Source organism: Paenibacillus caui (assembly GCF_019904135.1).
Classification (GTDB): Bacteria; Bacillota; Bacilli; order Paenibacillales; family Paenibacillaceae; genus Fontibacillus; species Fontibacillus caui.
Genome location: NZ_JAIOGQ010000020.1, coordinates 14,283 through 32,012, shown reverse-complemented (window position 1 = coordinate 32,012; position 17,730 = coordinate 14,283). Strand labels below are relative to the sequence as shown.

The following is a 17,730-nucleotide window of genomic DNA, read 5'->3' as shown; positions in this document are numbered from 1 at the left end:
AAACCACATGTCCGACCAGGTTTTGTCCGGTGAACTCGTGTTGGCTGCCAACCAACGCACTCGTGAAGAAGTGTATTGGCTCGAACAAATGTCGGGGGAAGTCCCAGCTGCGGCTTTCCCAACCGACCATAGCGCTTTCCGGAACGGAGATCATACTACAGAAGGTCTGCGTTTTGAGCTGACCGGATCGCTGTACGAAAAGGTCTCGGTGCTTTCCAAAGGTTCTGACCACACGTTGCACATCATTTTGACCGCAGCCTTGAATTTGTTGCTAGCGAAGTACACCGGCGAGCGGGACCTTGTTGTCGGCACTCCGATCTACCGTCCTGAGACGGACGGTCAGTTCCTGAACACGGTCTTGCCGCTGCGAACACGAATCGGGGCGGGGAACTCGTTCCGCGATCTGCTCCTGCAGGTGCGCTCGACGATGCTCGAAGCCGTCGAGCATCAGGAATATCCGATGGAAGTGCTGCTCACAAAATTGAATCGCCCGCTTTTGTATGAGGTCTCCCTGGTGATGGAAAACATCCAATCGCCACAACATCTCGACCGTTTGCCGGCTGCGCTGAATTTCGTATTTGCGCATCGCAACGGTGTCGTAGAGGCGACGGTGGAGTACAACAACAGCCGCTATCATGAGGAAAGTGTCGAACGTATCATCAGCCACTTCATCACGTTGCTGGAAAAAGTGCTTGTCGATATCAACGCAGACCTCACCACTATTTCGTTGTTAAGCAAAGCGGAAGAGGAGGCTCTGGTGGTTGCTTATAACGCGACAACAACCGAGTATCCCGCAGACAAGACGGTTGCTCAACTCTTCGAGCAACAAGTGGAAAACAACTTTGCAAATCTTGCAGTGGCGGCGGGTGATGTCTCGCTGACCTACCAAGAATTGAATGCCAAAGCCAACCGTCTTGCCCGTGTGTTGCAAAGCCGTGGTATCAGTGCTGACTCGCTTGTCGCACTGATCGTTGAAAACTCCGTCGAAACCATCGTGGGCATGCTGGCTGTATTAAAAGCAGGCGGTGCTTATGTGCCGATCGATCCAGACAACCCAGTTGAGCGCAAAAAATTCTTGCTCGAAGATAGCCAAGCGGTCGTCATCTTAACACAGCAGCATTTGCTGACAGCTCAAGCAGAACTGTTTGAGGCAGTCGAGTCGGAGCGTCTGTTGCTGATCGATGACCTCGATTTGTATGCGGACCAAGACGAGACCAACCTTGCACCAGTCTCGGGACCATCGAACCTCGCGTACGTCATCTATACTTCGGGCACGACGGGTAAACCAAAAGGGGTGTTGATCGAGAACAAGGGTGCAGTCAATTACTTGATGTTTGCGGCGAAACATTACGTTCAAGGGGAAATGGTTGATTTTCCACTGTTCACTTCCATCGCCTTTGACCTCACTGTGACCTCGATCTTCACACCGCTCCTGACCGGCAATGCTGTGATTGTCTACCAAGAGGAACACAAAGAACGACTCTTGGAGCGAGTCTTGGAAGAAAATCGTGTCGGTGTTGTGAAGGCTACACCTGCTCATTTGAAGTTAATTAAGCACCGTGATTGGTCGAACTCCTCCATCAAGAGACTGGTTGTGGGCGGGGAAGACCTGAAAGCCGAACTCGCACGAGAAGTGATCGCGGCCTTTGGCGGGAACGTGGAGATTTACAACGAATACGGTCCGACGGAAACGGTCGTCGGTTGCATGATTCACCGCTTTGACGAGTCTTCGGATACTCGTGATTCGGTGCCGATTGGGGTTCCGGCTGACAACACGTACATTTTCGTGTTCGATGGGGATCGAAACTCCGTGCCAGTCGGTGTGGTTGGCGAGATCTTCATCGGTGGTGACGGCGTGGCGCGTGGCTACCGCAACCGTCCTGAATTGACGGCGGAACGTTTTGTCACCTTGCCTCAAGGTCGTGTCTACAGGTCGGGCGACCTCGCCAAGTTCTTGCCGTCTTTAGAGCTCGAATATTTGGGGCGTGCAGACAACCAAGTCAAAATCAACGGCTACCGCATTGAACTCGGTGAAATTGAGACTCAACTTCTGCATCTGCATGAAAAGTACACACCTAAAGACTCGGTGTTTCACGACATTACGCAACAGGTACACCCAGAAGGGGTGACCTATTGCACACGTTGCGTGTTGCCTTCTAACTATCCAAAGATCACGTTTGACGAGCATGGTGTCTGCTCCGTTTGCCGCGATTATGAAACGTATCAACCACATACGGAAAAGTATTTCAAGACGATGGACGACTTCCGCGAACTCGTTGATGCAAACAAAGGCTCCGATTATGATGTTCTGTTGCTCTTCTCGGGTGGCAAGGACTCCACGTATGTCTTGTACCGCTTGGTGAACATGGGATATAAGGTGCTCACGTTCACGTTCGACAACGGTTTTATTTCCGAAGGGGCCTTTATCAACATCAAAAACATCACGAAGCAACTCGGTGTCGATCACCGCGTCCTGACGGCTGATCAGATGAAATCGGTCTTCGTGAAGTCGTTGAAGACGTATAGCAACGTTTGTAACGGCTGTTGGAATGCGATCAACGGACTTGGGGCTGGGCTCGCAGAAGAAACCGGATGTAAAGTGATCATCTCCGGCTTGTCGCGTGGTCAAATTTTTGACATGCGTCTGTGGGGACTGTTCCAACTCGGCATCTTTGACGAACAGGAGATCGAAGAGAAACTGCTGCTGTTCCGCAAGGGCTTCCATACCCGAGAAAACATCTTCTCCAAGACGCTCGACGTGGATTTGGATGGTGGTTTTGTGGAATCGTTGCACTTCGTGGACTTCTTCCGTTATGACAACACACCGACTCATCAGATTCGTGAGTATCTGTATGAACAAGGCTGGGTGCCACCGAAGGACACTGGATTCTGCTCGTCCAACTGCCGGATCAACGATATCGGCATCTATGTCCATCTGATGAATGAGGGCTACCACAACTATGCAGCCCCATCGTCTTGGGATATTCGATTTGGCATCATTTCCCGCGAAGAAGGCATGCAGGAAATCACCTATAAAGGTGACGTCAACCATGTTGAGCGTGTACTGAAGTATATCGGGTATTTCCAAGCACCGAAGATCGACGATGTCGTTGTCGTGCCAATCCGTGACGACAGTGGGCAGGAAAAACTCTGTGCGTACGTTGTCGCCAAAGATGAACTCGAAGCGGACTGGCTTCGCGAGGCTTTGGCAGTAGAGTTGCCATCGTATATGGTGCCAACCTACTTCGTGCAACTGCCAAGCCTGCCACTGACAGCCAACGGCAAAGTGGACACCAAGGCGCTGCCGCTCCCGGTCGTGACAGGTACAGCAAATGTCGAGTATGTCACTCCTTCCAACGATGTGGAAGTTGAAATCCGGAAGATCTGGGCCTCCGTACTGAGCATAGATGAGGAGAAAATCGGAGTGAACGACCGCTTCTTCGATTTGGGCGGCGACTCATACAACATGGTGCAAGTGAACATCCGAGTCAATGAGACGTTCTCCAAATCGATTCCTGTCCTCATGATGTACAATTACCCGACGATCCATTCGCTTGCGGAGTATCTGCGCTCGGAAGAAGGCATCGAGGTACAGGAACTGTCGGATGAACAGTTGGAAATCTTGGATGATTCCTTGAGTTTGTTTGGGGAGGTACTCCATGACTAAGAAGGTCGAACCCGCTCGCACAGGTCTTGAGATCGCCGTTATCGGCATGGCTTGCCGTTTTCCGGGCGCTTCTGACTTGGCAGGGTTTTGGAACAACTTGAAAGAAGGAGTTGAATCGATCACATTTTTCTCTGAAGAAGAACTGCTCGCGGCGGGCGTAGACGAGGCGTTGGTCAAACACCCCGATTACGTCCCCGCCAAGGGGGTTCTCGAACGCGCGGATTGGTTCGATAATCAATTTTTCGAATACTCGCCACGCGAAGCTGCCCTTTTGGATCCACAGATTCGCATTTTTCATGAAGTCGCTTGGGAAGCGATTGAACATGCTGGATATAATTCAGACTTGCAGGGATCGATCGGTCTCTACGCGGGGGCTTCCCCGAACGTCTTCTGGCAGGTAACGGCTTCGCTGAACAGCATGGAGTCGGGTACTGAGCAATTTGCGGTCGGACAGTTGGCCAACCGCGACTATCTGAATACGCGGGTCTCCTACAAACTCAATTTGCAGGGGCCAAGCGTTTCGGTGAATACGGCTTGTTCGACATCGCTTGCGGCCATTCACATGGCATCTCGGGCGCTGCTTACAGGGGAGTGTCGTATCGCTTTGGCGGGCGGGGTTTCCATTAGCACGCCGCAGAAGGATGGATATTTGTACACGGAAGGTATGATTTTGTCTCCAGATGGACATTGCCGTCCGTTTGACGCAGCGGCTCAAGGGTCGGTCCCTGGTGAGGGCGCGGGTGTTGTCATGCTGAAGCCATTGAAGGCAGCATTGGCTGACGGAGATACGATCTACGCGGTGATCAAAGGTTCGGCTTCGAACAATGATGGTGTTCGCAAGGTCGGGTATACGGCCCCTAGTATCGAGGGGCAGGCAGAAGTCATCCGCGCTTCGCACCGCATTGCTCGCGTTGAGCCTGAGACGATCTCCTACATTGAAGCACACGGTACGGGGACTGCGATGGGCGATCCGATCGAACTGGAAGCGTTAAAGGCTGCGTTCGGAACGAAAGCACGTCCTGGTATCAAAATTGGTTCGGTTAAGTCTAACTTTGGACATCTAGATGCGGCTGCTGGGGTAGCAGGTTTTATTAAAACGGTGCTGTGCCTGCAACATGGTCAGCTGCCACCGAGCCTGCATTTTGAAAAGCCGAATCCACGTACGGACATCGCGAAAGGTACGTTTGTTGTAAACGCGCAGTTGAACGAGTGGAAAGAGGAGAGTGGACCGCTGCGGGCTGGGGTCAGTTCGTTTGGCATCGGCGGGACGAACGTGCATATACTCTTGGAAGAAGCACCACAAGTCGAGAGCGCCCCTGCTAGGCGTTCCCAACAGATCCTGATGCTGTCCGCGATGACACCGAGTGCGTTGGAGAAGCAAACGGAGAACCTGCTGAACTTTTTTAAACAGAATCCGCAGGTCTCACTTGCGGATGTCGCCTACACGCTGAAAGTTGGGCGCAGGGAGATGAAGCACCGTCGTAGCTTGGTCGTATCGTCTGTAGAAGATGCCGTGTGCGAGTTGGAATTGCTGGTCAATCCGAGCGAACAACGCGCCCGCGCTCATTTGGCGGTTGCCCAAGATCAGCGTCCCGTGTACTTCTTGTTCCCAGGTCAAGGATCGCAGTATGTACAGATGGGACGCGAACTGTACGAACGCGAACCGTTTTTCCGAGATCAGCTCAATGAGTGTTTGAACAAGTTGCAAGCGATGACGGGTGAAAACTTCGCCCGCATTCTCTATCCAGGGGATGAGGAAGCGGAAGTTTCGAAAAGCCAGCTCAGCCAGACTCTGTATGCGCAACCGTTGATTTTCGCCTTCGAATACAGCCTCGCCAAGTTGCTGATGCACTGGGGATTGCAGCCATCGGCGATGGTCGGATATAGCTTTGGGGAATATGCGGCAGCCTGCCTCGCAGGCGTCTTCTCCCTGGACGACGCGCTCAAACTGATCGTCGCGCGCGGAAAACTGATGCAATCTGTGCCAGCGGGTTCGATGCTCAGCGTGCCTATGACGGAGCAGGAATTGCAACCGTTGTTGACTCCGGATGTGTCGCTGGCGGTGGACAACGGAAATTCCTGTATTGTCGCAGGTTGGACACAAGCAATCGAGGCGTTTGAAACGGAAATGAAAAACCGCCGCTTGCTGTGTATGCACGTCAATTCTCCACTAGCTGGGCATTCCCAGCTGATGGACGGCATTTTGGGAGAGTTCGAGAAAGTTATGCGCAGCGTAACCTTTCACAAGCCGCAATTGCCTTATATCTCAGACATTAGCGGCGGGTGGATCACGGCTCGGGAAGCGACATCGGTTGAGTATTGGGTACGTCATATGCGCGACACGGTACGGTTTGCCGATGGCGTGGAGGAATTGTTGAAACAGCCGAACGCGCTGTTTATCGAGGTAGGTCCAGGTCGTGATCTGTCCGTGTTGACTCGCCGCTTCCTCAAGCCAGAATCGACGCAACAGGTCTTCGATCTTGTACGGATTGCAGCGCGAGATGTGCCCGACCACTACTACTTCCTGCACAAACTTGCGGGACTCTGGGCGCACGGTGTCAAGGTGAATTGGACGGCGTTCTACAATGGGGAAAAACGGATTCGCATCGCACTCCCAACCTACCCATTTGAGCAACGGCATTTCCCAGCAAACGTTCCTCATCCGATGCAAGTGTTCCAAGCCACACGCATGGGTTTGAGCGGAGAAGTTGCAGCGATAGTGGAGACAGGCAAAAAGCCAGTCCGCTATCACATCCCATCTTGGAAACGCTCCCTGCAGGGTGCAGTTGATACGACGCCGGCTACGTGGTGGTTCTTCGAAGATGGACTGGGGTTGGGAGATCGCCTGATCTCAGCCTTGAGAGCGGAAGGCCATCAAGTCGTGCGCATTCGAGCAGGAGAAACGTTCCAACGTGAATCGGATACGTTCACTCTGAGCCCAGAGCAAAGTGACCAGTATGAGCAGTTGGTCGCGGACTTGCAAGCAGACGGTCTGCTCCCGAACCGCATTGTGCATCTCTGGAACTATGATCGATCGGTTGAGGTAGAACCGAGTGTCAGCCGAATGGAAGGTCTGCTGGCACGTGGCTTCTACAGTTTGCTCTACTTGACACAAGCGCTAGGCAAGCATCGCGTGGAAACGCCGATCACTCTGTCGGTGATCAGCAGCTTCATGCAAGACGTGCAAGGCGATGATCTCTGCGATCCAGAAAAAGCAGCTTTGCTGGGTCCCGTCAAGGTAATTCCATTTGAATACCCGAATATAACTTGTACATCCATCGATCTCCGTGTGCCTGAAAGCCAAGGGCAGGAGGCGAAGCAGATTCGTCAACTTCTCGATGAAGTGAGGTCTGAAGGCACGGACCCAATCGTTGCCTATCGCGGGGGACACCGTCTGGTACAGACTTTTGAAGAGGTACACGTGGAAAAAGGCACAACGTCTTTGCCGCCGGTGCGAGAAAACGGTGTCTACCTGATCACCGGTGGATTGGGTGACATGGGCTTAGCTTTCGCAGAGGAACTGGCGAGCGCTTCTCCTGTCAAACTCGTCTTGATCGGGCGTACGGCTCCAAGCGTTGAAAAACAAGAATCCCTGCGACAATTGGAGGCGAAGGGGAGTGAGGTGCTCGTTCTGCAAGCCGATCTAACGGACAGAGCACAACTCCAAACTGCGATCGAGCAAGTCCGATCCCGCTTCACGAACCTGCATGGTATCATTCACGCTGCCGGTCTTGCTGATGGTGCGATGATCCAACGGAGGACCGTTGAAAATACCGACAATATCCTCGCTCCGAAAATCCGAGGCACCCTATTGCTGGATGAAGTGTTACGTGGAGTGGAACTGGACTTTTTCCTGCTCTGCTCCTCGATGGCCTCTGTCCAAGGTGGATTTGGACAAGTAGCCTACAGTGGTGCCAACGCTTTCCTCGACGCCTTTGCGCATTACAAGACCGCTCGTGAGAATAGCGTAACACTCTCCGTAAACTGGGATCGCTGGCGTAACGTCGGGATTGCACGAAACGTCGAAGAATTGCATCACCAATTGACGGGAGAAGAACTCGAGGGCGGCATTACCCGCGTAGAAGGTCAGGAGGCGTTCACGAAGTTGCTTGAAACCACGGTCGCTCAGATCGCTGTCACCATTGAAAGGCCACAGCTTCAAGTGCCTAAGGGAGAACTCTCGGACAATATCTTGCAAGAAGGTGTGACGATTGCAGCAGATGTGCACGTCCGCCCAGACTTGAGCACAGAGTATGTGGCACCGACTGATGAGGTTGAGCAACGATTGTCTCACCTTTGGCAGCAATTCTTCGGCTTGGATCAGATCGGACGATTGGATGATTTTCTGGAGCTTGGCGGCGATTCGCTGAAGGCGATCATTGTGATCTCGAAAATTCAAAAAGAGTTCGATGTGCGACTCCCGATTGCAGGTTTCTTTGAATCTTCATCTCTGGCTGGTGTCTCGGAGCGCATCAAGGAATCGAGAGACTATCAGCAACAGGAGCATGCGATTGAAACAACCATGGAATCTGATTGCGCGGAAAACGCGCTCGACACATCGCTGCTCACATTTGAAGAAAGCACGATTGAACGTCTGGTTAGCGGAGATACCAACATTCGAGGAATTTATCCGCTGACTCCGATGCAACAAGTGATCTTGACGCACAACCTGTTCTCTGCAGGCACTGGTTTGGACACGGGCGTGTTCGCATGCCGAATAGATGGAGCACTGCGCATCGACCAGTTCCGTGAGGCATGGCAATGGGTAATGAACCGTCATTCCATTTTGCGTACCACGTTCCGTTGGCGTCGTCTTGAGTACCCTGTTCAGTTGGTGTATAGACACGCGGAACTGCCGTGGACAGAACATGATTGGACGGATCGCACGACAGAAGAACACGCCTCGGCCTATGAGGAGTTTGTGGACTCGGAATGTAAGAGAGGATTTAAAGTGAGTAATTTCCCACTCATGCGAATTCATCTGATAAAGGTCGATAACAGTGCTTATCGCTTCGTCTGGAGTTTCCAAAACTCACTTTTTGACGGATGGGCTATTTCTTTAGTCATTAAAGAAGTGCTTAACTATTATCAATTAAAGGTGAAGGCTGATAGTAGAGAGGAATATCTCTACTTACCTCCCGCACCACCTTTCTCCTCATACATCCGTTGGCTTCATGAACAAGATTCGGAGCTCGCGAGCGACTATTGGAAACGGTCTTTCAGTGGATACACACCGGCTCCCGAGGAACTTGCTACCGCGGAGCAGCAGACACACCAAACCGTCATTCCGGCAAAGCGTGAACTCTTGCTTACAGAAGAGGAGACGCATCAGCTGAACCTTCGAGCGAAGGAACTTGGTCTGACCCTTAGCACAGTCTCCATCGGAGCTTGGGCGCTCTGCCAAGCCGAGCAGTCCGGCTCTGACGATGTGCTGATCAGTCTGATTACCTCAGGACGTACGGCCAATCTCGAAGGACTCGACGCGATGGTCGGATTGTTCACGAATTCCTTGCCTGTGCGTATCCAACTCGGAGGCGGAGGCGACCCGACGCAACAGTTCAAACGCCTGCAAGAACAACTGGTTGAGATGATGAAATACGAGCATGTCAGTCCACACCAGATCGCCAAATGGACAGGGGTGCCTTACAACGTGCTGCAACAAGCGGTCTATGAGCGAATGCTTGTCTATCTGAACTATCCATTGGACATCTCGCAGGAGTTATCGGGCGGAGATCTCACCTTTGCTGATCTGCTGTCCGTTGGTCAATTGAACGTCCCATTGCGAATGTATGCTCAGCCAGGTGAGTGTTTTATCCTGACACTCACGTACGACGAAGCAAGATACCAAGAGCAACAGATTCAAAGCTTGCTTGAACGGATGCGGCACTTCCTAGTCAGCATGATCGTCTAACACCTATTTTGAAAGGAGTCAGTGCGGGTTCATGACTCAAAACAGTAAAAGTTCTACATTACGAAAAACGATCAGTGGCATATATCGGTTCATCCGCCCCTATAAGGGGTGGGTGATCACGGCCTTGACCGCCTCCGTTATCGCTGCGATATGTGACCTCGCTGGCGTCTACCTGATCAAGCAAATGATTGACAATGCTCTGGCAAGTGAAACACAACGACTCGCCATAATCGTCGTTCTCGTTGTGATCATGGTATTGGCGGGTTTTGGTGCCAATTATTTGCTCACGTATGCGACCGGTCGATTTGGGACAAAAGCAGTGGGGGGTATGCGTAACGCCCTCGCCGCACGATTGAGCGAACTTCCGGTGTCTGATGTCGAAAGCGAACGCTCAGGTGACCTCGTCTCGCGTGTAACCAATGACGCGAGCGCCATTCAATCGTTTATCTCCCAACGCTTTACCAACCTGATTTATGCGCCGATCATCGTTGTGTCCGCCCTCATCTATTTGGGAAGCTTGAATTGGAAATTGACCTTGGTGAGCTTTGCGGCAACACCAATCATGATGTATATCGCCAGCCTGATCTCGAAGCCGATTCACGAGCAGTCTTCGAACTACTACGGGGCGCTTGCAGAAGCGAATTCTGTCGCGCAAGAAGCTGTTGCGGGCAATACCATCACCAAGGCATTTAATTTGCAAAAACCGATGTATGCAAAAGTGGAAGGATTCTATTACAAAGCGATGCGCAATGGCTTCAAGATTGCCAAGCAAGAATCACTGATGCGTCCGTCGGTCGTTATGATGTATGAATTGCCAGTTGTGCTTTGTACCATCTACGGCGGTTATCTGGCTGTTAATGGCTTGTTAGGAGCCGGGGCATTGGTAGCCTTCTTGCAAATGTTGCGTATGCTTGTCATTCAAACCGTTCAGATTCCTGACCTGGTAGCCAACGCTCGTTCGGTCGCCGGTGCTGTTGGACGGATCACCGACATGCTGGAAGCACCGACTGAGCGTACGGATGGTCGTGCATTTACCCCAGTAGAAAAAGATCTGGTGCTGGTTGAGGATGTTACGTTCGGCTATGAAAAGGACAAGAACATCATCTCTGGCGTCTCTTTCACATTGACCAAAGGCAAAACAGTAGCCCTCGTCGGTTCGTCCGGCAGTGGTAAATCCACCATCTTGAACTTGTTGCTCAGTTTCCATGAGCCGCAAAAGGGCGCGATACGCGTTCATGGTCACGACTTAAAAGATTGGAATTTGAAAGCCTTGCGTGATCAGTTTGCTGTCGTTTCACAAGACACGTTCTTGTTCCCAGACACGATTGAGGACAACATCCGTTTGGGTAACCCAGATGCGGACTTTAATCAAATTGTGGAGGCTTCGAAAATCGCAGGAGCCTACTCCTTTATTCAGGATCTCCCAGAAGGGTTTCAAACTCAAGTCGGCGAGCGTGGTACGGTGCTCTCGGGTGGTCAGAAACAGCGTATCTCCATTGCGCGGGCTGCTTTGAAAAAAGCTGGCATTCTTCTGCTCGACGAAGCGACTTCCTCACTTGATACCGAGTCCGAAGCCCAAGTCCAGCAAGCGCTTGAGGTATTTTCGAAGGATCATGCGACGCTGGTCATCGCCCACCGCCTCTCCACAATTAAGATGGCAGACGAGATTCTCATGCTTGATCAAGGGCGAATCGCTGAACGTGGTACACATCAAGAATTGATAGAGCAAGACGGACTCTACCGCCAGTACTACATGAGACAATCCAACGATAATCTGGCGAATGAGGAGGATTTGAAGCATGTTTAAAAACTGGAACTTCCCAGAGTTCTTCCGTATGATGTCGCTGATGCAACGCCAACTCTGGATCTATTTGATCACTCTGTTTCTGATTGCTGGCATCTACTCAGCACACATGATTCTCTTGGCCTTCATCAATGAACGATTATTGAATGGTGCAATTAGCGGTGACAAAGAATTGCTCACCTCGGCCATTGTACTCACCAGTGTCGTCTTGGTGCTCGCTTGTATCACCAGTCCGATCGCCATGTACCTGTTTGACTTGGCCGTTCATCGTGCTCTGACTCATCTGAAACTTCGTCTGTTTAAGAAAATTCAAGAACTCCCAGTTTCGTATTTGGAGAAGCGTCACAGCGGAGACCTCATCTCCACCATTACTAACGACGTAAACAGCGTAGAACAGGCTTATCGTTACTACCTGTATCTGCTCGTTGAAGCGTTCTTCTACGGGACGGGTTCGACAATCGCGATGTTCGTACTCGACTGGAGACTCTCGATGCTGATGGTTGTACTGGGTATTGCTTCGGCGTATGTCACCACGAAATACGCAGGACCACTTCGTGAAATCGGCGACAAAGTGCAAGCATCGATGTCTGATATGACTGTGCAATGGGTAGACATGGTAGGTGGATTCCGTCTGCTGAAAGTGTTCAAGATCTCTGGTTTTGTGCTGGAGCGCTTTGGGCAAAAGAACGAAGCAATCGTAGCCCATAACATTGAGAAGATTCGATTGGACAGTCAACTCAAGGGTATCAACTACCTGCTCAGTATCTTCAGCTTGATCGGTGTCTTCGTCGTCGGGTCGTTCATGGCTGCGAGTGGACAGATTGACTTCGGTACGGTTATGGGTATCGTCACGTTGCAAAACGGCGTTGCGTTCCTCTTCTTGAACTTCGGTAACTTCTTCACCAACCTGCAAGGCTCGCTGGCTGGTTCGAAGCGTATCTACGACATCCTCGATGCAGAATCAGAACCAGAACGCTACAACGTTCCTGGCACTGGTGACGGAGACGAAACGATTGTGTTGCGAGGACTCGATTTCTCATACGACGGTCGTAAAAAAGTATTGCAAGGGCTCACGTTCGACATCCGCCCAGGTCAAATGGCGGCGCTCGTCGGTCCATCCGGTAGCGGTAAATCGACGGTGATCAAGCTGTTGCTGGGGTTCTATGAACCAACAGGCGGAAACCTGTCGATCAACGGACGCCCACTCTCTGCGTATACGTTGGAAGAGTTGCGCGACCAGATCGCGTACGTACAGCAGGAGGCATTCCTGTTTGAAGGCACGATCGAAGAAAATATTGCCCACGGGCGTCCAGGTGCCACCCATCACGACATTGTTCGTGCGGCGAAACTTGCGAATGCTCATGAATTTATCTCGGACATGTCTGAGGGCTACGCAACGCGCGTCGGAGAGCGAGGGATTCGTCTCTCAGGTGGACAACGTCAGCGTATCGCCATCGCCCGCGCCATTTTGCGCGACGCACCGATCTTGTTGCTTGACGAGGCGACCTCAGCGCTTGATACCGCTTCGGAACAACTCGTCCAAGAAGCACTCCAGACCCTGATGAAGGGACGCACCACCGTCGCCATTGCTCACCGTCTAAAGACGATTGAACACGCCGACGTCATCTTTGTCGTCGAGAAGGGCAAGATCGTGGAAAAAGGCACCCATCAAGAATTGCTGAAGCAAGCAGGTGTCTACTACCGTTTACACAACATGCAGTTCAATGAATCTTTGATGTAACGATAACGAAGGGAGAGGCTTGCCCTTATGGTATGCGCCACACAGACCTATTACCCGCTGACTCATGCCCAGAAGCGCATTTGGTACATCGAGAACCTGTACCCGAACACTTCCCTGAACATTATCGGCGGACTGATTCGCATCTACGGAAACGTCAATCTGGACTTGCTGGAGGAGGCCATTCAACGCTTCATTGAGAACCATGAAGGAATGAGACTCCAGCTCCGTCAAGAGGGGAACGAAGCACAGCAGTACGTGCAACCTTATGCAAGAAATTCGTTGCAACGCTTCGATTTTTCTGATGCATCCGACCCGCGCATCGCGGCAGATGCTTGGGTGCAGGAGGAGTTTCAAAAGCCGTTCCCGCTCTATGAACATCCGTTGTTCGATTTCGCGCTGGTAACCGTTCGCGATGGGGAACACGCTTATTATTTGAAGTTTCATCATCTGATTGCTGACGGTTGGTCGATACGTTTGCTTAGCGAACAGATCGCGAACGTCTACAGTCGACTTTCTGCCGGTGAAACAGTCGGTGTAGAAGAGAAGCCTAGCTATCTCGACTACGTCGCCAAAGAACAGCAGTATTTGCAATCCAATCGTTTCGAGAAAGACCGCCTGTTCTGGCGCGAAATATTTACAGACCTCCCGGAAGCTTCTTTGCAAAAAAATTCGTCCTTTGCCACGGGGCGCCGACAACGATTTCATCTGAGCCGGGAGATGGCTGAACGGGTACGGAACTGGACAGAAGAGCACAAATTTTCGCTGAATACGTTTTTTGTCTCCCTGCTGTTCCTCCATCTGCATAAGAGCACACAACAGGATGATCTGATCATCGGAACGCCGGTCGTGAATCGATCCGGAGTCAGAGAAAAGAATATCTTTGGCATGTTTACGAGTACCATGCCGATCCGAATACAAGTCGATCCAGAAGAGAGCCTTGGGGCCTTGATGAAGCGAGTGGGGGCTGAACTAACTCGTTCCTATTTTCACCAACGCTATCCTTATGATCTGCTTGTTCAAGACTTGGAGTTGTCGAAGCAGGGCTCTGATGGGCTGTTTCAGCTTTCGGTTAACTACTACAACACGCTTATGGATCATGAGTTTTCGGAAGGGGAACTCATGCATGATGAGTACTACAGCGGAAACCAGTACTATCCGATGCAAGTCGTGATCAAGGAATGGCTTGGGGAATTGGAATTGCAGTTTGACTACAAAACGGACGAGTATGCCGAAGAGGACATCGAGGTGCTCTATAATCGCCTTTGTCATTTGATTGAAGTGGTCACGCAGAATGGCGACGCTCGAATTGGCAGTTTGTCACTTCTCCCGGATGCGGAGTACTCTCGGGAAATACATGAACGCAATGCTACGGAAGCTGATTATCCGAAACGTCCCGTGCACAAACTCATCGAAGAGCAAGCAGCCCGAACGCCAAACAAAAAGGCGGTTTCCTTTGATGATCATTCGCTGACCTACGCGGAACTCAATGCGAAGGCGAATCGTCTCGCGCATCATCTGCGTAGACAAGGCGTAACTCGCAACAGCCTGGTTGGCGTCCATCTCGGGCATTCTCTTGAGATGTTGGTCGCGCTGCTCGGGATTCTCAAAGCAGGCGGGACCTATGTGCCGATCGACCCAAGCTATCCAGCCAACCGTATTCAGCATATTTTGGATGACAGCGGAGTACATGTAGTTCTTACGGATCGTTCTTTTTCATCGGGAGTTTCCTACACGGGACAACTTCTTGAACTGAGCGTACCTCTTGCGGAGGGGACGACCAATCCAAAGCTTGTGAACGAACTTTCCGATGCGGTCTATGTCATCTATACTTCTGGATCAACTGGTCTCCCTAAGGGAGCAGTGATCGAGCATCGAGGTCTTGTGAACTACGTCTGGTGGGCGCAAGCAACGTATCTGCCAGACGAAGATGATGCGATCGCCTTGTACTCGTCCCTGTCGTTTGACTTGACCGTGACGTCGATCTTCCCACCGCTTGTTGCAGGTCGTGAAGTGGTGATTTATGCCGAAAACGATGGGGATTTCATTCTTGATCGTATTTTGCAAGAGCGGCGGGTAACCGTGGTCAAAGCTACACCTGCGCATCTCGCTTTGCTTCGATGGCGGGACTCCCTCAAAGGTTCGGTTCGCCGATGGATTATTGGTGGGGAAGACCTGAAAACGGAAGTGGCTCGTGAGATTGTCGAGAACTCTGGCGGAAACGTAACGGTCTTCAACGAATACGGTCCGACAGAAACAGTTGTCGGTTGCATGATTCATCGCTACGACCCAACTCTGGACACAGGGGCTTCGGTGCCAATCGGCCTCCCGATCTCAAACACGCAGATCTATTTGCTAGACAGCGATGGACAACCAGTTCCGACGGGAACGGCAGGAGAACTGTACATTTCGGGTGACGGTGTGGCACGCGGTTATCTGAACCGACCAGAACTGACAGCGGAACGTTTCCTGCCAAATCCATTTTTGCCAGAACGTCGTTTCTACAAGACGGGAGACCTCGCGATTCGTACGAAGTCTGGTCAGATAACCTATCTGGGGCGACTGGACTATCAAGTGAAAATTCGCGGCTACCGCATCGAACTAGGTGAGATTGAGCACCGTTTACTGCGACACAGATCTGTTTCGGATGCCGTCGTTTTGGATTACATCGATGCAAACGGGACAAAGCATCTAGTCGCCTATCTGGTTGCGGGCGAGGAGGCTGTGAGTGCATTTGGGTTTCGCCAGCATCTAACAGAGGTTCTGCCTGGTTATATGGTGCCGACGTACTTCGTGCTTCTCGAACATCTGCCACTGACCGCGAACGGCAAGATCGACCGCTCTGCATTGCCTGATCCAATCGAAACGGCCATTAACGATGAACTGTCCGCACTGCTGGATGAGACAGTCGAAGCGGTCGTAGTCCAAGTGATACGTGACGTCTTAGGGATTGAATCGGTGACGGCGACCGATAACTTTTATCAGTTGGGTGGAGATTCTGTAAAGGCGATTCAAGTCGTCAATAAACTCCGCCAAGCGAACGTCCAGATACAAACGAAGGATGTACTCGCGTATCCGGTGATCCGTGAACTGGCGATTGTCGCTACAAACAGCTCACACGCGCTGTACCCGCAGACGCCTGCAAGCGGTACGCTGACTCCGACGCCGATTATGTCATGGTTCTTCTCGCAAGAATTCGCAAACCCACATCACTGGAACCAATCGGTCCTGTTGGAGCTAAAATGCCATCTGGCCCCAGAAAAACTTCGACGGGCAATCAAACAACTGATCCAACATCACGATTCGCTGCGTTTGTTCTATGACGAAGTGAAACAAGCGCTAACATATCTGGAACGGGAAATGCCGGACGAATTGCTTCTGGAAACCCACGATCTGTCCGATCTCAGGTCTCAGGAGCTTTACGATAAACTCCGTGAAGTTGCACAGGCATGTAAAGCTTCGATCCGCTTGACGGAAGGGCCACTCCTGCGGGCCGCCTTGCTCGACCTTGGCTCTCAAGGGCAGCGCCTGCTCCTTACGGCGCATCATCTTGTTGTGGATGCCGTCTCTTGGCAGATTTTGCTGGAAGACCTCGCCACTATGTTAGATGGACATAACCGCCTGCCAATGAAAACACACTCGATGCAGCAATGGGCCGAAGCGTTGATGACATACAGCGAAACGGCCGCGCGCGAAGAAGAAGAGATGTGGATCGCCAAGGAGGGAGCGGAAGCAGACGAATTCGATTTCTCCCCAGAAATGGACGGAGGGAATTCGTTGGCCGATTGCGAGACGATCAGCCGCACCTTTACTCCAGAGGAGACGGAGGCTTTGCAGGTTAGGGCTCACGAAGGATTACAAACACAGGCACAGGATTTGCTGGTCGCTGCGCTTGTGCGAGCGATTCACACACACAGCAATCGAGACCTTGTTCGACTCGAACTGGAAGGGCATGGCCGTGACTCAGTCGTTGAGGGGCTTGATGTGGCTCGAACTGTAGGCTGGTTCACGACCATGTTCCCTGTAGCCATTCCTGTGCACCCAAGTGATTGGGAACAACAGATCCGTACCGTCAAAACCGAGCTGCGTAGCGTTCCGCAGAAGGGAGCGGGATATGGCGCACTCGTCTACATGGCGAAACGACTGCCGGCTCGTTTGCAACGCGGAGTCCGCTTCAATTATCTGGGCGAGATCGACAACCAACTGCGTGGTCTGCCGTTCACATTCGCAAGCGAAGAGCATGGAGCGGACATATGCCCAACCAATCATGCGACTGCGTTACTGGACCTGCTTGCGTTTGTTCAGGACAAGAGTCTAACCATTGCCGTTATGTACAGCCGTCAACGCTTCCATCAAGCGACGATCGATTCGTTCATGGATTGCTTCGCCGATCAGTTGCGCGAGGTCATCCGCTTCTGTTGTGGACAAGAGGGAGCGACGTTTGATGCGAGCGACTTTGATACGATTTCATTAAGTGACGATGAGCTGGATAATTTGTTTGATTAAGAGGAAAATTTTTATTTTTGACTTTTTTTTCAAAAACCCCCTTACATTAAAACGGTAGAAATTGTAATATTTATATAGTGATTTAGACGTAAACATTGTGACTT

The 17,730-nt window shown here is 51.6% G+C and carries 5 protein-coding genes; all 5 read left to right on the top strand.

Going from position 1 to position 17,730, the window contains the following annotated elements:
• Positions 1 to 7: 7 nt before the first annotated feature.
• Genes K7397_RS13045 through K7397_RS13025 form a run of 5 tightly spaced genes read left to right on the top strand, consistent with a single transcriptional unit; the run spans position 8 to position 17,626 of the window.
• On the top strand, positions 8 to 3,667 hold the full coding sequence (locus K7397_RS13045; protein ID WP_223068393.1) for a non-ribosomal peptide synthetase: 3,660 nt from the start codon (positions 8 to 10) through the stop codon (positions 3,665 to 3,667).
• Positions 3,660 to 9,578, top strand: coding sequence for a type I polyketide synthase (locus K7397_RS13040; protein ID WP_223068392.1), 5,919 nt, complete (start codon positions 3,660 to 3,662; stop codon positions 9,576 to 9,578). Before K7397_RS13045 ends, K7397_RS13040 begins: the two co-directional genes overlap by 8 nt.
• Before the next feature lie 31 nt (positions 9,579 to 9,609).
• Positions 9,610 to 11,385 carry an ABC transporter ATP-binding protein gene (locus K7397_RS13035; RefSeq protein ID WP_223068391.1) on the top strand — a complete coding sequence of 592 codons (1,776 nt, stop codon included), beginning with the start codon at positions 9,610 to 9,612 and terminating at the stop codon, positions 11,383 to 11,385.
• Positions 11,378 to 13,123 carry an ABC transporter ATP-binding protein gene (locus K7397_RS13030; protein WP_223068390.1) on the top strand — a complete coding sequence of 582 codons (1,746 nt, stop codon included), beginning with the start codon at positions 11,378 to 11,380 and terminating at the stop codon, positions 13,121 to 13,123. Before K7397_RS13035 ends, K7397_RS13030 begins: the two co-directional genes overlap by 8 nt.
• Before the next feature lie 27 nt (positions 13,124 to 13,150).
• Positions 13,151 to 17,626, top strand: a complete 4,476-nt coding sequence (locus K7397_RS13025) for a non-ribosomal peptide synthetase (RefSeq protein ID WP_223068389.1) — start codon at positions 13,151 to 13,153, stop codon at positions 17,624 to 17,626.
• Positions 17,627 to 17,730 lie beyond the last annotated feature (104 nt).

Bases quoted from the DNA above. Each gene is read 5' to 3' on its own strand.
- K7397_RS13030 (WP_223068390.1), top strand. From the start codon at position 11,378: ATGTTTAAAAACTGGAACTTCCCAGAGTTCTTCCGTATGATGTCGCTG.
- K7397_RS13035 (WP_223068391.1), top strand. From the start codon at position 9,610: ATGACTCAAAACAGTAAAAGTTCTACATTACGAAAAACGATCAGTGGC.
- K7397_RS13040 (WP_223068392.1), top strand. From the start codon at position 3,660: ATGACTAAGAAGGTCGAACCCGCTCGCACAGGTCTTGAGATCGCCGTT.
- K7397_RS13045 (WP_223068393.1), top strand. From the start codon at position 8: ATGTCCGACCAGGTTTTGTCCGGTGAACTCGTGTTGGCTGCCAACCAA.
- K7397_RS13025 (WP_223068389.1), top strand. From the start codon at position 13,151: ATGGTATGCGCCACACAGACCTATTACCCGCTGACTCATGCCCAGAAG.